15 protein-coding genes are annotated in these 14,231 nt (G+C 70.8%); 8 read left to right on the top strand and 7 right to left on the bottom strand.

From position 1 onward, the window contains the following. Positions 1-38: 38 nt before the first annotated feature. From ACFVWU_RS13565 to ACFVWU_RS13540, 6 genes are all read left to right on the top strand, one after another. Positions 39-1,640: a type I-E CRISPR-associated protein Cse1/CasA gene (locus ACFVWU_RS13565; protein ID WP_387619293.1), complete on the top strand. Its 1,602-nt coding sequence runs from the start codon at positions 39-41 to the stop codon at positions 1,638-1,640. Next, the gene (gene casB / locus ACFVWU_RS13560) at positions 1,633-2,235 is read left to right on the top strand and encodes a type I-E CRISPR-associated protein Cse2/CasB (protein WP_387619291.1); all 603 of its coding nucleotides are present in this window, start codon (positions 1,633-1,635) and stop codon (positions 2,233-2,235) included. Before ACFVWU_RS13565 ends, casB begins: the two co-directional genes overlap by 8 nt. Before the next feature lie 4 nt (positions 2,236-2,239). Then, positions 2,240-3,604: a type I-E CRISPR-associated protein Cas7/Cse4/CasC gene (locus ACFVWU_RS13555; RefSeq protein ID WP_387619288.1), complete on the top strand. Its 1,365-nt coding sequence runs from the start codon at positions 2,240-2,242 to the stop codon at positions 3,602-3,604. After that, positions 3,601-4,470 (top strand): type I-E CRISPR-associated protein Cas5/CasD, encoded by an 870-nt coding sequence (cas5e, locus tag ACFVWU_RS13550; RefSeq protein WP_387619285.1) that lies wholly within the window; start codon positions 3,601-3,603, stop codon positions 4,468-4,470. Before ACFVWU_RS13555 ends, cas5e begins: the two co-directional genes overlap by 4 nt. Further along, positions 4,467-5,201 (top strand): type I-E CRISPR-associated protein Cas6/Cse3/CasE, encoded by a 735-nt coding sequence (cas6e, locus tag ACFVWU_RS13545; RefSeq protein ID WP_387619283.1) that lies wholly within the window; start codon positions 4,467-4,469, stop codon positions 5,199-5,201. The genes cas5e and cas6e overlap by 4 nt, the downstream gene beginning before the upstream one ends. 835 nt (positions 5,202-6,036) lie before the next feature. Beyond that, positions 6,037-6,867 carry a hypothetical protein gene (locus ACFVWU_RS13540; protein ID WP_387619280.1) on the top strand — a complete coding sequence of 277 codons (831 nt, stop codon included), beginning with the start codon at positions 6,037-6,039 and terminating at the stop codon, positions 6,865-6,867. Here ACFVWU_RS13540 and ACFVWU_RS13535 read toward each other — a convergent pair. Continuing rightward, positions 6,864-7,784 (bottom strand): hypothetical protein, encoded by a 921-nt coding sequence (locus ACFVWU_RS13535; RefSeq protein ID WP_387619277.1) that lies wholly within the window; start codon positions 7,782-7,784, stop codon positions 6,864-6,866. The two genes, ACFVWU_RS13540 and ACFVWU_RS13535, sit on opposite strands and share 4 nt — an antisense overlap. Then, entirely contained in the window at positions 7,781-8,440 is a 660-nt protein-coding gene (locus tag ACFVWU_RS13530; protein WP_387619274.1) for a HEAT repeat domain-containing protein, read from the bottom strand. The genes ACFVWU_RS13535 and ACFVWU_RS13530 overlap by 4 nt, the downstream gene beginning before the upstream one ends. 93 nt (positions 8,441-8,533) lie before the next feature. On the opposite strand from ACFVWU_RS13530, the gene ACFVWU_RS13525 reads away from it, so the two are divergent. After that, the gene (locus ACFVWU_RS13525) at positions 8,534-8,701 is read left to right on the top strand and encodes a hypothetical protein (protein ID WP_387619271.1); all 168 of its coding nucleotides are present in this window, start codon (positions 8,534-8,536) and stop codon (positions 8,699-8,701) included. A gap of 74 nt (positions 8,702-8,775) precedes the next feature. Here ACFVWU_RS13525 and ACFVWU_RS13520 read toward each other — a convergent pair whose 3' ends face one another. After that, positions 8,776-9,603 (bottom strand): IPT/TIG domain-containing protein, encoded by an 828-nt coding sequence (locus ACFVWU_RS13520; protein WP_387619268.1) that lies wholly within the window; start codon positions 9,601-9,603, stop codon positions 8,776-8,778. Between the two features lie 710 nt (positions 9,604-10,313). Here ACFVWU_RS13520 and ACFVWU_RS13515 point away from each other — a divergent pair. Next, positions 10,314-11,063: an IPT/TIG domain-containing protein gene (locus ACFVWU_RS13515; protein WP_387619265.1), complete on the top strand. Its 750-nt coding sequence runs from the start codon at positions 10,314-10,316 to the stop codon at positions 11,061-11,063. A 284-nt stretch (positions 11,064-11,347) separates the two neighbouring features. Here the strand turns inward: ACFVWU_RS13515 and ACFVWU_RS13510 are convergent, their stop codons facing one another. From ACFVWU_RS13510 to ACFVWU_RS13495, 4 genes are all read right to left on the bottom strand, one after another. Then, positions 11,348-11,506, bottom strand: coding sequence for a multicopper oxidase domain-containing protein (locus ACFVWU_RS13510; protein ID WP_387619262.1), 159 nt, complete (start codon positions 11,504-11,506; stop codon positions 11,348-11,350). 20 nt (positions 11,507-11,526) lie between these two features. Beyond that, complete coding sequence (locus ACFVWU_RS13505; protein WP_387619259.1) at positions 11,527-12,420, bottom strand: endo alpha-1,4 polygalactosaminidase; 894 nt, start codon at positions 12,418-12,420, stop codon at positions 11,527-11,529. A gap of 299 nt (positions 12,421-12,719) precedes the next feature. Beyond that, positions 12,720-13,595, bottom strand: a complete 876-nt coding sequence (locus ACFVWU_RS13500) for a hypothetical protein (RefSeq protein ID WP_387619256.1) — start codon at positions 13,593-13,595, stop codon at positions 12,720-12,722. Positions 13,596-13,896: 301 nt separating this feature from the next. Continuing rightward, positions 13,897-14,100 carry a hypothetical protein gene (locus tag ACFVWU_RS13495; RefSeq protein ID WP_387619254.1) on the bottom strand — a complete coding sequence of 68 codons (204 nt, stop codon included), beginning with the start codon at positions 14,098-14,100 and terminating at the stop codon, positions 13,897-13,899. Positions 14,101-14,231: the final 131 nt, after the last annotated feature.

Here is a 14,231-nt window from a genome sequence, read left to right as displayed (position 1 = left end):
ATGTGACTGGGCATCAGATCACAAGGAGGTACTGAGTTTTGATCGAATCGAGCGATCTACCCCGGCGATGGGATCCGCGGACGGAAGCCTGCCAGTCGGTACTGACAACGGCCGGGGAGAGGCGGCGGGCCGAGGTCCGACACGTGGGGCTGGTCGAACTCCTCCGTGGCGCGGACGGCTTCAGTGCTCTGGTCGGCTCGACTCCCGGCGAGGAGGTCGCCGTGCTCGAGTACCTGATGGCGATCCTCTACGCGGCCGGCCACGCGCCCGGCGACGCCGACGAGTGGCAGCGCTGGGTGGAGGACCGGCAGTCGCTCGCACCCGCAGCGGACTGGTTGGCCGGCCAGCCCGACGATCACTGGGACCTGTTCCACCCGGAGCGCCCGCTCGGACAGAACGCACTGCTCGCGCCGTTCATGGCCGAGCACGGTGTGGGCACCGCGCAGCTCGTCATCGAACGCGCGGGCGACTACAACCAGTTCTTCGACAAGGTGCACCTGCACGACCCCGAACCGATGCTCCCCGACGCCGCATTCCGGGCCATGCTGACCCAGCACGCGTACGGTCTGGGCGGCCGGGCGATGGCCAAATCGGACTGGCTCGGCCCGCAGCTGACCTATCAGGCCGTCGGACGGCTCGGCACCCGGATCCGCGTGGTGGCCACCGGCCCGACGCTCGGTGACACACTCCGGCTGAACCTGACTCCCTGCGAAAGGCGGCGCACCGGGAAACGCACCGGGACCTTCAACTACTCGTGGACCGACGGTCGCCCCGGGCGGCGCACCTTCCGGGCCCGGAAGGTGGCCCGACAGCCGGACGGCCCCGCCGACCTCCATTCCTTCCTCGGCCGTTCGATCCTCCTGCGTCCCGTCCTGGTCGACGGCAAGGTCATGGTCGACCGGGTCCTGCAGGCCGCCGGCGAACTGCTCGACCCCCTGCCGCCGATGTACCTCCAGGACGCGGTCCTGGAGAAGGCGCGGAAGGACGGCAAGATCCTGCCCCTGCGCCCCAGCGAGGACCGCATGCTGTGGCGGGAGGCCCACGCGGTGTACGCGGCCACGGCCACGGCCTCCCAGGATCTGACGAAGGGCGCGGACCTGTACGACCGGCTCGCCCGCCTGATCGACCGTCGCGTGGACCTCGTCGCGGTCGGCCTGGTCTCCCGGCAGGCGACCGCCACGGCCTGGGTGTCGGGCACGTTCCCCTACGTGCCGGGCGAGGAGGACAAGCTGAAGGAGGCGGCGGACGAGGGCTTGGCGATCTGCGAGTACGCCGCCAAGGCCCTGTTCGCCGCCGCGTCGGCGGCCCGCGACGCGACCTACCCGAACCCGAAGCCGGCCGACAAGGCCAGGCTGCTCAAGCGCTTCCACGCCGAACCCGAGCTGTGGGCGGGGGCGGCCGACCACTTCTTCGCGCTGATGTCCGAGGTGAGCTGTGGCATCAGCCCCGGGAACGGCCCCCTCGCGGAATTCGGGACGGAGATTCGGAACCTGACCTGGAAGGTCCTGGCGGACCGCCTGAGCTCGCTGCCTTCCAACGGGCGCGGCATGAACGCCCGGGCCCAGGCGGAGCAGCGACTGAAGAAGCGGCTGACCGGTTCGACCTGCCCCGCGTACCTCAAGGAGCCGCCGCGTGCCTGACCCACAGCAGCTACCGTTCGACCTCTTCGAGCTCCTGGACACCGGGCCCGACGCCTCCGGCGAGGCGCCCGACGGAGAACCCGCGACGGAACGGACCCCGCAGCAGCGCCTCACCAGCTGGCTGTGCGGCCTGGTGTGGTCCCACGACTACGGCCGCCTCGCCGACCTGCGCCGACCCGAAGCCCTGTCGGAGCCGAGACTGCGGGCGGCCTCCTTCAGCCCAGAGGAGACCCACCGGCCGGCCTTCGAGCGCGTCGCCTTCCTCTTCGCCCGCTACCACGCCGGCAAGAGCGTGCCCCAGGCCGGCTACGGCTCGATGGGTGACGCCCTGCGCCGCATCGGCTCCCCCGCGGGCCGGGGCCAGAACGACCCCGGGGCCAAGCGCCTCCTCGACCGGCTGGTGGCCTCCCGCGAGGTGCCCGTACGCCACCTACAGCACGCCGTCGAGCGCGCTCGGGCCTGCGAGGTCGCACCGCCCTCCTGGGCCCGACTCGTCGAGGACCTGTCCGCGTGGAAGACGCCGGGCAGGAAGACCCCGTACAGCTGGGCGCGCGCCTTCTACACCCCCGAATTCCCTGCGAAGAAGAACGGCTGACGACATGACGATCATCCGGACCAACGCCGTGTCCGAGCGGCTCGACGGCCACCAGTTCCTGTCCCTGCACGCCCTCGAGAGCCTCGTCGCCGTCCTGCCGGTCCGCGACGAGAACGGTATGGCGAAGATCATCCCGTTCGGCGGGGAGACCCGGAACCTGATCACCTCCCAGGCCCGCCGCCGGGCCGAACGCACCCTCAGCCGGGAGAAGGCCAACGCCGGGGAGGGCGCCCTGGCCGGCTACACCATGGGCATCCGCACCCGTGAGTGGGCGCTGCTCACCGCGGAGGCACTGCGGGGCCTGGGTTGGGAGGAGCAGGACGCCCTGCCCGTCGCCAAGGCCGTACTGGAGGGTGTGGGCCTCAAGTTCGGCGACAAGGAGCGCACCCGCAACCTCACCAAGGTCCTGCTCTTCGCCCCGGAGGACGCCGGGGCCAAGCTGGCGGAGCACCTCGACGCGCACCGGGACGAGGTCGTCGCCTGGGTCGGCGAGTTCGAGGAGGCCCGCAAGGCCGCTGAGGCCGCCAAGGCCAAGGGCCGGAAGCGCACGGCGAAGACCGACGACGACGTCCTGCCCGTCGAGGTCGAGGAGGCCGCCGACGCCGCCGAGACCGGCATCCCGACACTGCCCAAGACCGTCCGCGCGGCCGTGCTGGCCGCCCTCGCCCCCCGCGACGCCATCGACATCGCCCTCTACGGCCGCTTCCTCGCCGAGATCGCCGATTCCCCGAACGTGGACGGCGCCGTCATGACCGGCCCCGCCTTCACCGTCCACGCCGCCGCCCAGATCGACGACTTCTACAGCGCCGCCGACGACTCCAAGATCCGCCGAAAGGCCAACGCCCTCGACTACCTCGACGCCGCGGACGACGCCGGCGCCGGCATGACCGGCTACCAGTCCCTCATCTCCGGCACCTTCTACCGGCACGCCGCCCTCGACCGAGTCCAGCTGCGCGTCAACCTCATGGCCGGCGGCATGAGCGCCGAGGACGCGGACGAAGCCGCCGTCGCCGCCGAGCGCCAGTTCGTGGAGGCGTTCATCGACGCGATGCCGGCCGCCAAGAAGAACACCACCGCCTCCACCGGCTCCCTGCCCAAGCTGGTCCTCGCCTTCGACGGCAAGCGCCCCTTCAACTACTCCGCCGTCTTCGAGGAGCCCATCGACGAGCAGGCCGGCGGCGGCGCCAGCCTCGCCGCCGAGAGGCTCCTGAAGCACCACCGCCTGGTCACCCGCAAGCGCTCCGACATCGCCGCCGGCCGCGTCCTCACCTACGACCTCGGCGTCCAGGACCTGCTGGACCGGCTCGCCGCCGAGGGCACCCTGGTGTCCGCCGAGGCCGACACCGCCGGGGAGCTGACCGCCCCGTGACCCAGGCGTACGTGCTCCTGGCCCGGCTCGCCGGGCCGCTGCAGGCCTGGGGCCTCGTCTCGCGCTTCGACCGGCGCGACACCCACCTCAGGCCCACCAAGTCCGGGTTCATCGGCCTGCTAGCGGCGGCCGCCGGCTACTCCCGCGACGAGCCGGTGGACCCGCAGGACCCGAAGAGGCCGCTGAAGCCGCTCGACGAGCTCCGCTTCGCCGTCCGCGCCGACCGGCCGGGAACCCCCGTCCGCGATTACCACACCGTCGGCGGCGGCCGGTACCCGCTGCGCCCGCGCGACCTGATCACCGACCACCGGCGCGCCCAGCAGGCCGCCACGGCCCTCGAGGCGGCCACCGGAGCGACGTTCGGCACCATGCCGGCCCGCGCCGTCACCGGCTGGTACGGAGCCCCCAAGGGGATCGCCCCAGACCCGGAGGGCGGTGCCCTCCTCGCCCGCAAGGTCGGTCGCGATCCGATGATCACCAGCCGCAGCTATCTGGCGGACGCCAAGTTCGTCGCGGCCGTCGAACACCCGGACAGGGAATTGCTGGAGGAACTGGCCGCCGCCCTCGAACAGCCCCGGCGCCTGCTCTGGCTCGGCCGCAAGAACTGCCCGCCCGCCGGCGAGATCTCCGGCGGTGTCCACCCCGGCCGCATCGAGGACGTCCTCGCGGCCACCAAGCTGCTCTCGCCGGACTGTGAGCCCCGCCCGTGGACGTGGATCGAGGTACCCGCCGGCACCGGCGGCGCCTCCGCGGTCGCCGACCACCCGATCACCTTCCACACCGTGCACCGGTCCTACGCGCCCCGCTGGGAGAAGCGCGTACGGATCGAACCCGGCGAGTCCATCGGATGGGACCACCTGCTGTGACCACTGCCTCCACCGACACCGCCCGCTTCGTCGCCTGCCACAGTGTCCTGCACCTGGACGCCACCCACGCCCTGGCGCAGAAGGCCGTCCTCGACCCGCACGTCATGCACCGGCTGGTCATGTCCGGGTTCTACGGCTGGACCGAGCCCGGGGAGGCGGACCCGCGCGCCCAGATGGGCATCCTCAATACCTGGACGCTGGACCTGAAGAACAACAGCCTGGTGCTGATCGTCCAGTCCCGCGTCCAGCCCGATTGGTCGTCCATCCCCCGTGCGGCGCTCGCCGACAAGATCGCGCTTCTCCAGGTCGACACCACGGTGCGCACCGGCGCCAGGTACGGCTTCCGGATCGTCGTGAACCCGACCCGGGACCGCCAGACCGTGTCCGCGGACGGCACCCTGGTCCGCAAGCGGCTCTCCGACACCACCCCCCGCTACGTCAAGGAGTGGTTCGCCGCCCGGCTCCAGCCCGACGGCGCCGACCGCGTCGGCCCGGGCGGCGTGCGCCGCATCGGTGCCGACGCCGACCTGGACACCCTGGCGATCCGGATGCTGCCCAAGCTCGGCCTGGCCGCCAAGCACCAGGGCACCAAGATCGGCCGCGCCGAGATCAAGGGCGCCCTCACCGTCACCGACCCGCACGCCTTCGTCGACGCCCTCGCCACCGGCGTCGGCCGGGCCCGCGCCTACAGCGCGGGGCTGCTCCTCGTCCGGCCTCCTGCGGGCGGCTAGCGGCGGTAGCGCGACAACGCCCGGGGCCCACGGCGCGCGTCTGCGGGCCCCGGGCTGCGGGAGGTGGTCCGGCGGTGTTGGGGGAGAGGGTCCAGAGTTCGTTGCGGCTGCCGGCGCAGTCCCAGATGGCGGGGACTCTGCCGTTGGCGGTGTTCCAGGCGTGGATGTCCATGCAGCGGCTGGAGTTCATCGCGACGTCAAGCCTGCCAACGTCATGCTGTCCACGGACGCGCTGTGCGTGGTGCCGGACGGTGCTGCCGAAGGGCGCGACAGCTCGGCCGACGTTCTGCGGCCCGGTGTGCCGCAAGCGGGCCTGGCGCTACCGGAAGCGGCGGGACCTGTTGATCGCGCGCGGAACTGCGGTCATCTTCGGCGAGACGATGTTCGGCGCGGGGCGGTGCGAGCAGTGCGGCGGGATCATGAGCATCCGCAAGCGGTCCGACTCGCACTTCTGTTCGTCCGCGTGTCGGACCCGGGCCTGGCGTGAGCGCCTGAAGGCGGCCCCGTCCCCGTAGCCGTCACGGAGCCACGTTCCGTCTTGACACGCGTCACTCCGTGACGGCTATCCGGGACGCTCAGGGCCGGATCCGGCAGGGTGGGACCGGAGGAACGCCCGAGAAGCGCATTGCACCGTCCCTGCCGGGGCTGCTCGCCGCTCTGGTGCAGGAGCTCGTCGTTGCGGCGAAGCAATGACAAGGGAAGCATGGGCTATAGGCCAGGGCCGCACCCCCTATCGGGATCGGCGCCAAAGTGGTCACTCATTCAATAGATTAGCCCTAGACGGCCAAAGCGAATCCGCGCCCCAGTGCAAGCGATACTCGCTCACGGAGTCATCATGACTACCACGGCCCGGGGGCGAATCCCCCGGCTTATCTGCGCCTGCTGCCTCAGCAGTGCACTCCTGATTTCCACAAGTGCTGCCACAGCCGTAGCAGCACCCCAGTCTCCTATGCCGGGTCAACAAATACCCGGGGACGACTCGGGCGGTAGCGATCAGGGGTCGGACTCCGGCGGTTCCGGCAGCAGTTCGGGCACCGGCGACCATCCGAGCAAACGGTCCGACAATGGTGGCTCGGACACCGGCAACCAAAGCGACAACGAGTCGGACACCGGTAGACAGCCCAGCAACACGGACGACCATCCGAGCGCACCCTCCGACAACGGTGGAGGGAACGCAGACAACGGCGCCTCCGACAACTACAACGTGGGTGGAAACGACCAGGCTGCGCCGTACCGGAACCAGCCGGGTCTCTATAACCGGTTGAATCCGGTGCAGAAACAGGCACTCGACTGCGCGTCTGGTCCCGCGGGTGATCTGCCCAGGGTACTCAAGCTGACAGGGAAGACGGGACAACTGAGCATCACGCTTACGCAGGCGTTCGTCAATGGCTACGCCGTCGGCGAGGACTTGAATACGGGCGATACGTACAACCTGATTTGGGATATCGGCGCGTCGATTCCTGTAGCAGGCGATATTGTCTCCTGCGTCCATCTAGGCGAGAAGATCGGCGAACAATATGCCAAGCAGGTAGAAAAGCAGACAGAGGCAGAAACGAACCGTAAGCTGCCGGGCATTAAGAACCAGCTCAACAAGGCCGGACCGGTGAAGATTCCGGCCCCCACGGGCTTGCCAAACCCTCAAGGGGTGGCCAAGAACGCTGGTTAGGGGTCTGTAAAAAGGCTGGGGGAGGGGGTGGTCGAGGAGGACGGCGGGGGCCATGGCCAGGCGGTCGGGGGTGACGGTGTTCGGTTCGAAGATGAGTTCCGGCACCCGTGCGGCGACGGCCTTGACGATGCGTCCGGGCATGGTGTTGGAGTCCAGGCGCCGGCCGTTGCGGCTGGTGAGCAGGGGGGGCGGCGGCCGGTGTCGGGGGCGCGGCCGTCGACACGGTGGGGGAGGTAGTCGGCGATGGCCTGCCAGACCTCGCGGGAGGGCTGGTGGGTGATGGTGCCGTCGCCCTTGGGGGCCGGGCAGGTGAGGGTGCGGATCCGGCGGTGCGGGTCCTCCTCGTGCAGGTCCTCCAGGTCGATGCCGACGGCCTGGCGGGGGCGCAGGCCGTCCAGGAGGAGGTGGACGAGCAGGCGGTCGCGGTGCGGGGCGGTGTCGTAGGGGCCGCGCCGGTGGCGTCCGGGCAGGATGTCGTCGGCCGCGTACTGCAGGGCGGCGGCCTGTTCGAGGGTGAGCGGCGCGGCGCGGGGCAGCGCGGTGGGGGCCGGGCGCAGCGCTGAGGCGTTGAACGGCGGTTCGGGGATGTGGCCGGCGCCGGCGGCGTAGGCGTAGAAGGCGGCGAGGGCGGCCAGGCGCCGGGCCGGGTTGTGCAGGGAGACACGTCGCGCGAGCGGGCGGCGGGAGGGCCGGTCCGGGTTCGGGGGGCGCAGGGCGGGGGCGTAGGCCCAGGTGGAGGCGGTGGACTCGTTGGCGTTCCAGGCGCCGATGCCGGTGGTCTCCTCGGTGAAGTACAGCCGGTCCCGTACGTCGGCCTCGTACCGGGTGGGGGTGGTGCCCTGCAGGGCGCGGCCGTGCTTGCCGAAGCCGGCGGCGAGCCACTGGGCGAGGACGTCGTACGGGTCGGGGCGGGTCACCGGGAAACTCTATGCGCGGACAGGGGGCGGTGGACGAGACCCCGCTTCGACCGCTGCCGTCGGCACGCGGAATCCGGTGAACCCGGTTCGACCGGTGTCCGAGCCAGGAGAACGAGCCGTCGAGACGAGCGCCAGGCTCGGGCGGGCGGTGCGGTGCGCGCGCGAATGCGGTGTGCGGTGCGCAGCCCCTGCTTGGCGGTGGGTGCCACCAGGCCGCCGAGGGTGGTTCTGGCGAGGTCGTGGGCGGCGAGGCGTTCCAGTACGGGCAGGGCCCGGTCGTCGGCGGTGGAGCCGAGGGCACGGCAGGCCAGTGCCCGTAGGTCCGGGTCGGGGTCGCTGGTGAGGGCGATCAGGTCCTCCACCACCGGCGGGCCGAAGGCGGCGATCGCTGAGGCGAGATGCCCGGCCTTGGGGTTGCGGCGTTGCGTCATGGTCTGCCAGAGCACGGCGAGCGCCTGGTCGCCGCCGATTTCTCCGAGGGCCTGGGCGGCCCTGCTGCGCACCCAGTCGGTCTCGTCGTTGAGCCGGGCTGCCAGGGCGGTCGGCGGGCGACCGGTGGCCCGCAGGACCGCCTGCGCCCAGGCGAGTGGTTCGCTCTGGCGCTCGTACAGCTGGCGACCCCACAGACGGAGGACGGCGTCGCAGTGGTCGGTCATCCCAGGATCGTGCCAGCAGCGAGGCCGGCGGCCAACGGGTCTTCCCATGTGGTCGGGACGTGAGGACGTCGCAAGGTCCGTGCTGGGCTCGACATGTCCGGCAAGACGACCACGGTCCAGACCCTGATCTCCCTGCTCGACGACTGTGGCATCCCGGCGGTACGCCACCGCGGCGTGCTCGCCGAGCACCACCCGATCGAGCCGCAGCTCAACCGGCTCCCGCTCGTGCGCCGGCTGTCACCCGACCAGTGCCCGCCCTGAAAAGGATCGGCGTGCCAAGGCGGGTAGCCGGCCTTCGGAGTGCCATCCGAAGGCCGGCCGCGCCGCCGGGTCGATCAGGCGGTGTAGGTCATGGTGCCGGCGAACACCGTGCCACCCGGGGTGGTCACGGTGACGTTGACGGTGGTACTCGGGGTACCGGCCGGGATGATGCCGGTGATGACGGTACCGGTGTTGGTGGTCACCGTCGCCGCGGTCGACCCGACGGTCACGGTCGCACCCGTGAGGTTGGTGCCCACGATGGTGAACACGCCACCACCTGCCGGGATGCTGACCGACGGAGTGATGGCCGCCGTCACGACCGGCGGCGCGGGCGCGAGGTAGGTGAAGCCGCCCGGAACACTCGCCGATCCACCGGCGGTGGTCACCACCACGGGGACGTTGCCCGCGGCGTGCGCCGGGGTCAGGCCCGCGATCACGTTCGCGGTGCTGGCCAGCACGGTGGCCGGGGTGCCGCCGAAGGTCACGCTCGCCCCGGCGAGCCCGGTACCGGTGATGACGAACACGGTGCCGCCGGTGACCGGGCCGGAGACGGGCGTGATGGCTGTGGGGTTGGGCGCGGGCGGCGGCGAAACCACCAGATAGGTGTAGGCCACGGGGTTGCTGGTGCCGTTCGGGGTGGTGACGGTCACCGCCACCGTGCCGCTTCCGGGCGGGGCCACGACGACGAGACTGAAGCCGAGGACGTCACCGGCCACGATGGTGGCCGGAGCCGATCCGAAGAGAACCTGGGTCGCGGCGTTGAGGCCCAGACCGGTGAGGGTGACGGTGTTGCCGCCGGCCGCGGGCCCCGCGTTGGGGCTGTCCGCGAACAGCACGGGCGGCAGCGGCCAGGGCAGCGTGGGGCTCGGCGCCAACGGCGTCGCGTGCACGGTTGCGTTCACGATGTGTCTCCTGGGTGAGAGCGGTGATGGCGGTCGGGTGGACCTTCGGCCACGCCGCCCGGCCCCGGTCCTGTCGGCGGTCCGGCCACTGCCTCGACCCGGCGCACCGCGCCCGGCGGCGAGTCCGAAGGACGGAAGGGGAGAAACCGGGCCGCGGGTACCGCCACCATCGCGACTAGGGGATGTCTGGACCGGTGGCGTCGGCGAATGCCGGCGAGCTGACACCGGGCTGGCTCGAACCGATCAGCCCCGGTGTCCGAGTGGAGGGAGCTGGCACAACGGACGGGCCGCCGGTTGAGCTTCCCGGCTCGGGGATGGGCGGCCCGCCGGTTCAGACGTCATCATTAACCCGAAAGAATGGATATGAAGCAACAGTATTGACGAATAGTCACCCAAAAGGCCCAGCGCGACGAGATGTCCCGCGCACGCCCATCGCGGATGCCGGACCCCACCAGCGTGGCAGGACGAAGCGTCGAGGCGCCGGCCACTCGCGTCGCCGTGGAAGCGGGCCCAGACATGGAAACGCGTTCCGGGCACTCGACGGCCTCCGGCGCCGCCTCAGCCCGCACGCCGCAACACCTGTTGCTCACGCGCTCGGCCATCTGGCTGAGTTCCCGTGAGCATCCTTGCGGCGAAGGGCATCCTTTTGGGCTACTGGCTGCGTCCGAACCAGTACGCCCCACTGCGGTGCCTGCCATTGGGAGAGTCCGATGCCACTGTCCCCGAACCAGGGCTCCACGGGAGGCCGCACCTCCGTGACGATAACCAGCACCACGGCCCACGCCCTGAGTACTGTCAGCCAGGTGCTGTTCGGCGACACTCCGGCCACCGACGTCGCCTACAACGCGGGCGCCGACCACGTCACCTGCCTGTCTCCCGCCGGGGCGGGCGTGGTGGAGGTGACGGTGGTCCTCGCCAACGGTCAGGTCAGCGACGGCGTGCCCTTCTACTACATCCCGGCGCCCGTGGAGTCGACGCTGAGCCCCACGGCCGGGCCACTGGCCGGCGGCACCGCGGTCGTCATCACCGGTTCCGGCCTGGACACCACCAGCGCGGTGTCGTTCGGCGCCAGCGCGGCGACCGTGGTCTCCAAGACCGACGGTCAGCTCGATGTCACCGCCCCGGCGGGCGCGGCCGGATCAGTGAACGTCAGTGTCACGACCGCCGCGGGCACCTTCGGCGGCCTGTCGTACACCTACGTCGCCAGCCCCGGCACGCTGACGATCACTCCGAACACCGGACTGCTCACCGGCGGCACCCACGTCACGATCACGACCACCGGAGACGCCACGACCACGTCGCAGGTCCTGTTCGGCAGCACCTCCGTGCCCTTCGCCGTCGGCGGCACCCACACGCTCACGCTCTACACGCCCCCCGGGACTCTGCTCGGCGCGGTCAACGTCTCCGTCACCACGGCGGGCGGCGCCAGCACCGCCACCAACGGCTACACCTACGTCTGATCCCGCCCGGCACAACCGGCCGCGCAGCGCCTCGCCGCCGCTTTGTCCGCCGCGGTTCGGCTTCCTTGATCGCCCGTGCCCGAGGGTGCTGCCCGCGGGCCGCGTCGAGCGTTCGAACCGTTGCAGCGTCAGGTTCTGGGCCGGCCCTTGCCGATAGCCTCATCCGCCCTGCTGGGAGCAGGTGCGCGATGATGCACCGGATACGGAGGCCGATCGGCAGGGGCACGGTCGCGGACTCCCGCTTTTCTTCGTCCCGCCGCCGAGTGATCACCGCTGAGAAGGCCTCAAGGGCTGCGCTGATCGAGGACCTGCAACGGCCGCATCATTCCATTGTCCTCGTGGTCCATGATGTGACAGTGCCAGACGTACCGTCCCGCGATGCCGAAGCGAACCTTGACGCGGGTGATGTAACTCGGCAATGCGATCTGGGCAGGGCATCGCACGAGCGGGTGGCGGGGCCGGTTCAGCAGGTCTGGCGCAGGTAGCCGGGGCTGCTCGGTGGAACGACGTCGAGGTCGCGCCGCACGATGCTGATGCGGGTCCCCCACGTCGCGCACGCCACCTGGAGGCCCTGCTCGTCGTACTCGATGTCGAACACGCTGTCGCCGAACGCGTCGGCGTAACGGTCGCACTCGCCGTACGTGCCGCACTGTTCCACCACCGCGAAGTCGAGGCCCAGTCGCCGCCGGTCCGGAGCCAGCTCCGCCGCGTTCTTCTGGGCGATGGCGAGGCCTTGTCCGTGGGCGTGCGCGACGAGTAGGGACTGGTACGCCTCGGCGTCGGCCGCGCCCAGCAGTCCGGCCGACCGTGTGTAGCTGTCGTAGTTGTCCGGCTCGACGGCGTCGAAGCCCTTGGTGGCGCACTCGTCGATCCAGCCGTCCACCTTCAGAGCGATCCGCTGACGCTTGGTGTCCGTACTGATGTCCAGCAGAGCCTCGTTCCAGGTGGTGTCGTAGACGACGTTGCCGGCCTGGTCCCGGAGCAGCAGGTCCCGGTCCCATTCCTGCTCTGCGTCCGGCTGGGCCTGGAAGCCGTTGACGTAGCAGATGTTGTAGATCCCCGCTGCCGGGGACGCCCCGTGGTCGCGGCTGACGACGGACACACCGGCCGGCGGCTGGTACGGCCCGCCGATCTGGTAGTCGAACCCGGCGTGCGCCGGAGGCATTGTCACGGCGGGCGGGGCCTTCGCCGATGCCGATGTTCCCTCGGACATGGAAGGCGGGATCGTCACCGCCGGTTCCGCGGTTCCGCCGGAGGAACTGCACGAAGAGACTGCGAGAACGGTCGCCGCCGAGATCGTCAGCGCTGCGGCGATCCTGATCCGCGACCTGCGGGATCGACCGTGGTCAACGGGCATCATCGACCTCCGATATGACAGGGCATGTCCTCAGGTCAGCCCCCCCCTTGCGCTGGTCGCCCCCCTCGTCGGGCAGGGCGTCGATGGGGCGGCGAGGCCGCGAGCAGTGCGGCTGCGGTGCGACCCGGCACCCGGTTCCGTGCGAGAAGCAGACGCAGCGGGGTGATCGCGTCGTCGGGGTCGGCGGACGGCAACCCTTGGTTGTCGGCAGCGTCGGAGACTGGGCGACGGTCGACGACGGCGGCCAAGGTCTTGGCCGCCGTCGGGGTGTGGAGGCCGCGGACAGCGGGCTCGGTGGGTCAGGCCACGCAGCCGGGGACCGGGGTGGGGCTGCCGAAGCAGTTGGTCGGGTTGTTGGCGAGCACGGCGGTGAAGTTGAGCGTGACGGTGCCGCCGTTGTTGTAGACGCCTCCGGGGGCGTTGGTCGCGTTGTTGCTGACGACCTTGCTCTGGGTGAGCGTGGTGGCGCCGGCGCCGAAGTTGGCGACTCCGCCGCCCGCACCCGTGGGCCCGGATGCCGAGTTGTCGACGACGGCGGTTCGCGTGACGTTCAGCGTGCCGTCGTTGGCCACTCCGCCGCCCAGCTCGAGCGCGTTGTTGTTGACGACGGTGCTCCTGTCGATGGTCATGGTGCCGTCGTTGCCCAGACCGCCACCGTTGTGGAGCGCGCTGTTGTCAGTGATGAGGCTGTGGTCGACGTTCGTGGTGGACCCGGTGTTGCCGCCGATCCCGCCGGAGAAGTCGGCGTGGTTGTTGCGGATGAGGCTGCGACTGACGGTGAGGATTCCGTCGTTGCGGATGCCGCCGCCGAAGTCTCCCGTCGCGTCGCCGTTGGCGATGATGGCCTCGCGAAGGTCCAGGTTTCCCGTCGAGTCGACCGTGAGGATGCGGAAGGCCGGCGCGGCCGGGTCACGGGTGATGGTGGCGCCGTGACCCTTGATGGTGATCGTGTTCTGGATGTCCGGCAGCGGGGTGGTCAGGTCGTAGATGCAGCCCGGGGCAAGGGCGAGCGTGCCGCCGGAGGTGTTCGCGTTGGTGATGGCGGTCGCCAGCGCGTCGGTGGTGCACGGGACGAACGTCTGCGCGGCCGCCGGGGTGACGGCCACGCCGGTGACCATGAGGGCGGCCGCCCCGAGAACGCCCAACGTGCGGATCGCCAGCTTGCTGTGGTTCATTGCTTTCTCCCTGGTGGTGAGTGGATCGTTCACGGGGCCGCGTGCGGCGTGTCCGGGAACGGGTCGAGGGTGTGCTGGGACCGGGCTCGTGGTGGCTCGAGCCCTCTGGTGTGGTCTGGTCTGGTCGCACCCGTTCGGGCATCCGGCCTGGGACTGCCGGGGCGCAGGGGTTGAACGTCCGTGCGTCAGCCGGACGGTGTGGCGGTCACGGGTGTCGGTGTGGTGCCACGGTCTCGTCGAGGTTCTCGCCGGGCCGGTTCTGACCGCCGGATCCGTCCGGCGGCCACCCGTGGGTGCCCGTCTACGCGGTGGGTGCGGTGAGGTAGGTGTAGGCGCTGGGGACGTGGATGGTGCCTGTGGTGGGACGCTCACCTAGCAGGAGAGAGCGTTCGGGGGTGAATGCCACCCTGCTCGCGGCGGTGGCGATCACGTTCACGCTGCCGACGGCGTTGTTCGCCACATGGGCGCGGCTGCCGTTCGGGGGGACCGCGATTCCGGTGGGCACGCCCCGACCGGCACGGTCGCGTCCTTCGCCGCCGGCCCTGCTGTCAGGCGGTCAGTCGCTGAGATCATGACGTCCCCTCCGGTCAAACGGGGACCGCCGACGTCCAAAGGCCGTCGCGTTCACGACAGCCG

The sequence above is a fragment of the Kitasatospora sp. NPDC058190 genome, from assembly GCF_042883685.1.
In the GTDB taxonomy this organism is placed as follows: domain Bacteria; phylum Actinomycetota; class Actinomycetes; order Streptomycetales; family Streptomycetaceae; genus Kitasatospora.
The sequence above is the reverse complement of the archived record's forward strand: the minus strand, read 5'-3'. Positions and strand labels throughout refer to the sequence as shown.

What these genes read in the sequence shown, in the direction of transcription:
- ACFVWU_RS13505 (WP_387619259.1), bottom strand. Translation starts at nt 12,420, where the DNA reads ATGCCCGTTGACCACGGTCGATCCCGCAGGTCGCGGATCAGGATCGCC.
- ACFVWU_RS13540 (WP_387619280.1), top strand. Translation starts at nt 6,037, where the DNA reads ATGACTACCACGGCCCGGGGGCGAATCCCCCGGCTTATCTGCGCCTGC.
- ACFVWU_RS13500 (WP_387619256.1), bottom strand. Translation starts at nt 13,595, where the DNA reads ATGAACCACAGCAAGCTGGCGATCCGCACGTTGGGCGTTCTCGGGGCG.
- ACFVWU_RS13555 (WP_387619288.1), top strand. Translation starts at nt 2,240, where the DNA reads ATGACGATCATCCGGACCAACGCCGTGTCCGAGCGGCTCGACGGCCAC.
- ACFVWU_RS13530 (WP_387619274.1), bottom strand. Translation starts at nt 8,440, where the DNA reads ATGACCGACCACTGCGACGCCGTCCTCCGTCTGTGGGGTCGCCAGCTG.
- ACFVWU_RS13525 (WP_387619271.1), top strand. Translation starts at nt 8,534, where the DNA reads ATGTCCGGCAAGACGACCACGGTCCAGACCCTGATCTCCCTGCTCGAC.
- ACFVWU_RS13515 (WP_387619265.1), top strand. Translation starts at nt 10,314, where the DNA reads ATGCCACTGTCCCCGAACCAGGGCTCCACGGGAGGCCGCACCTCCGTG.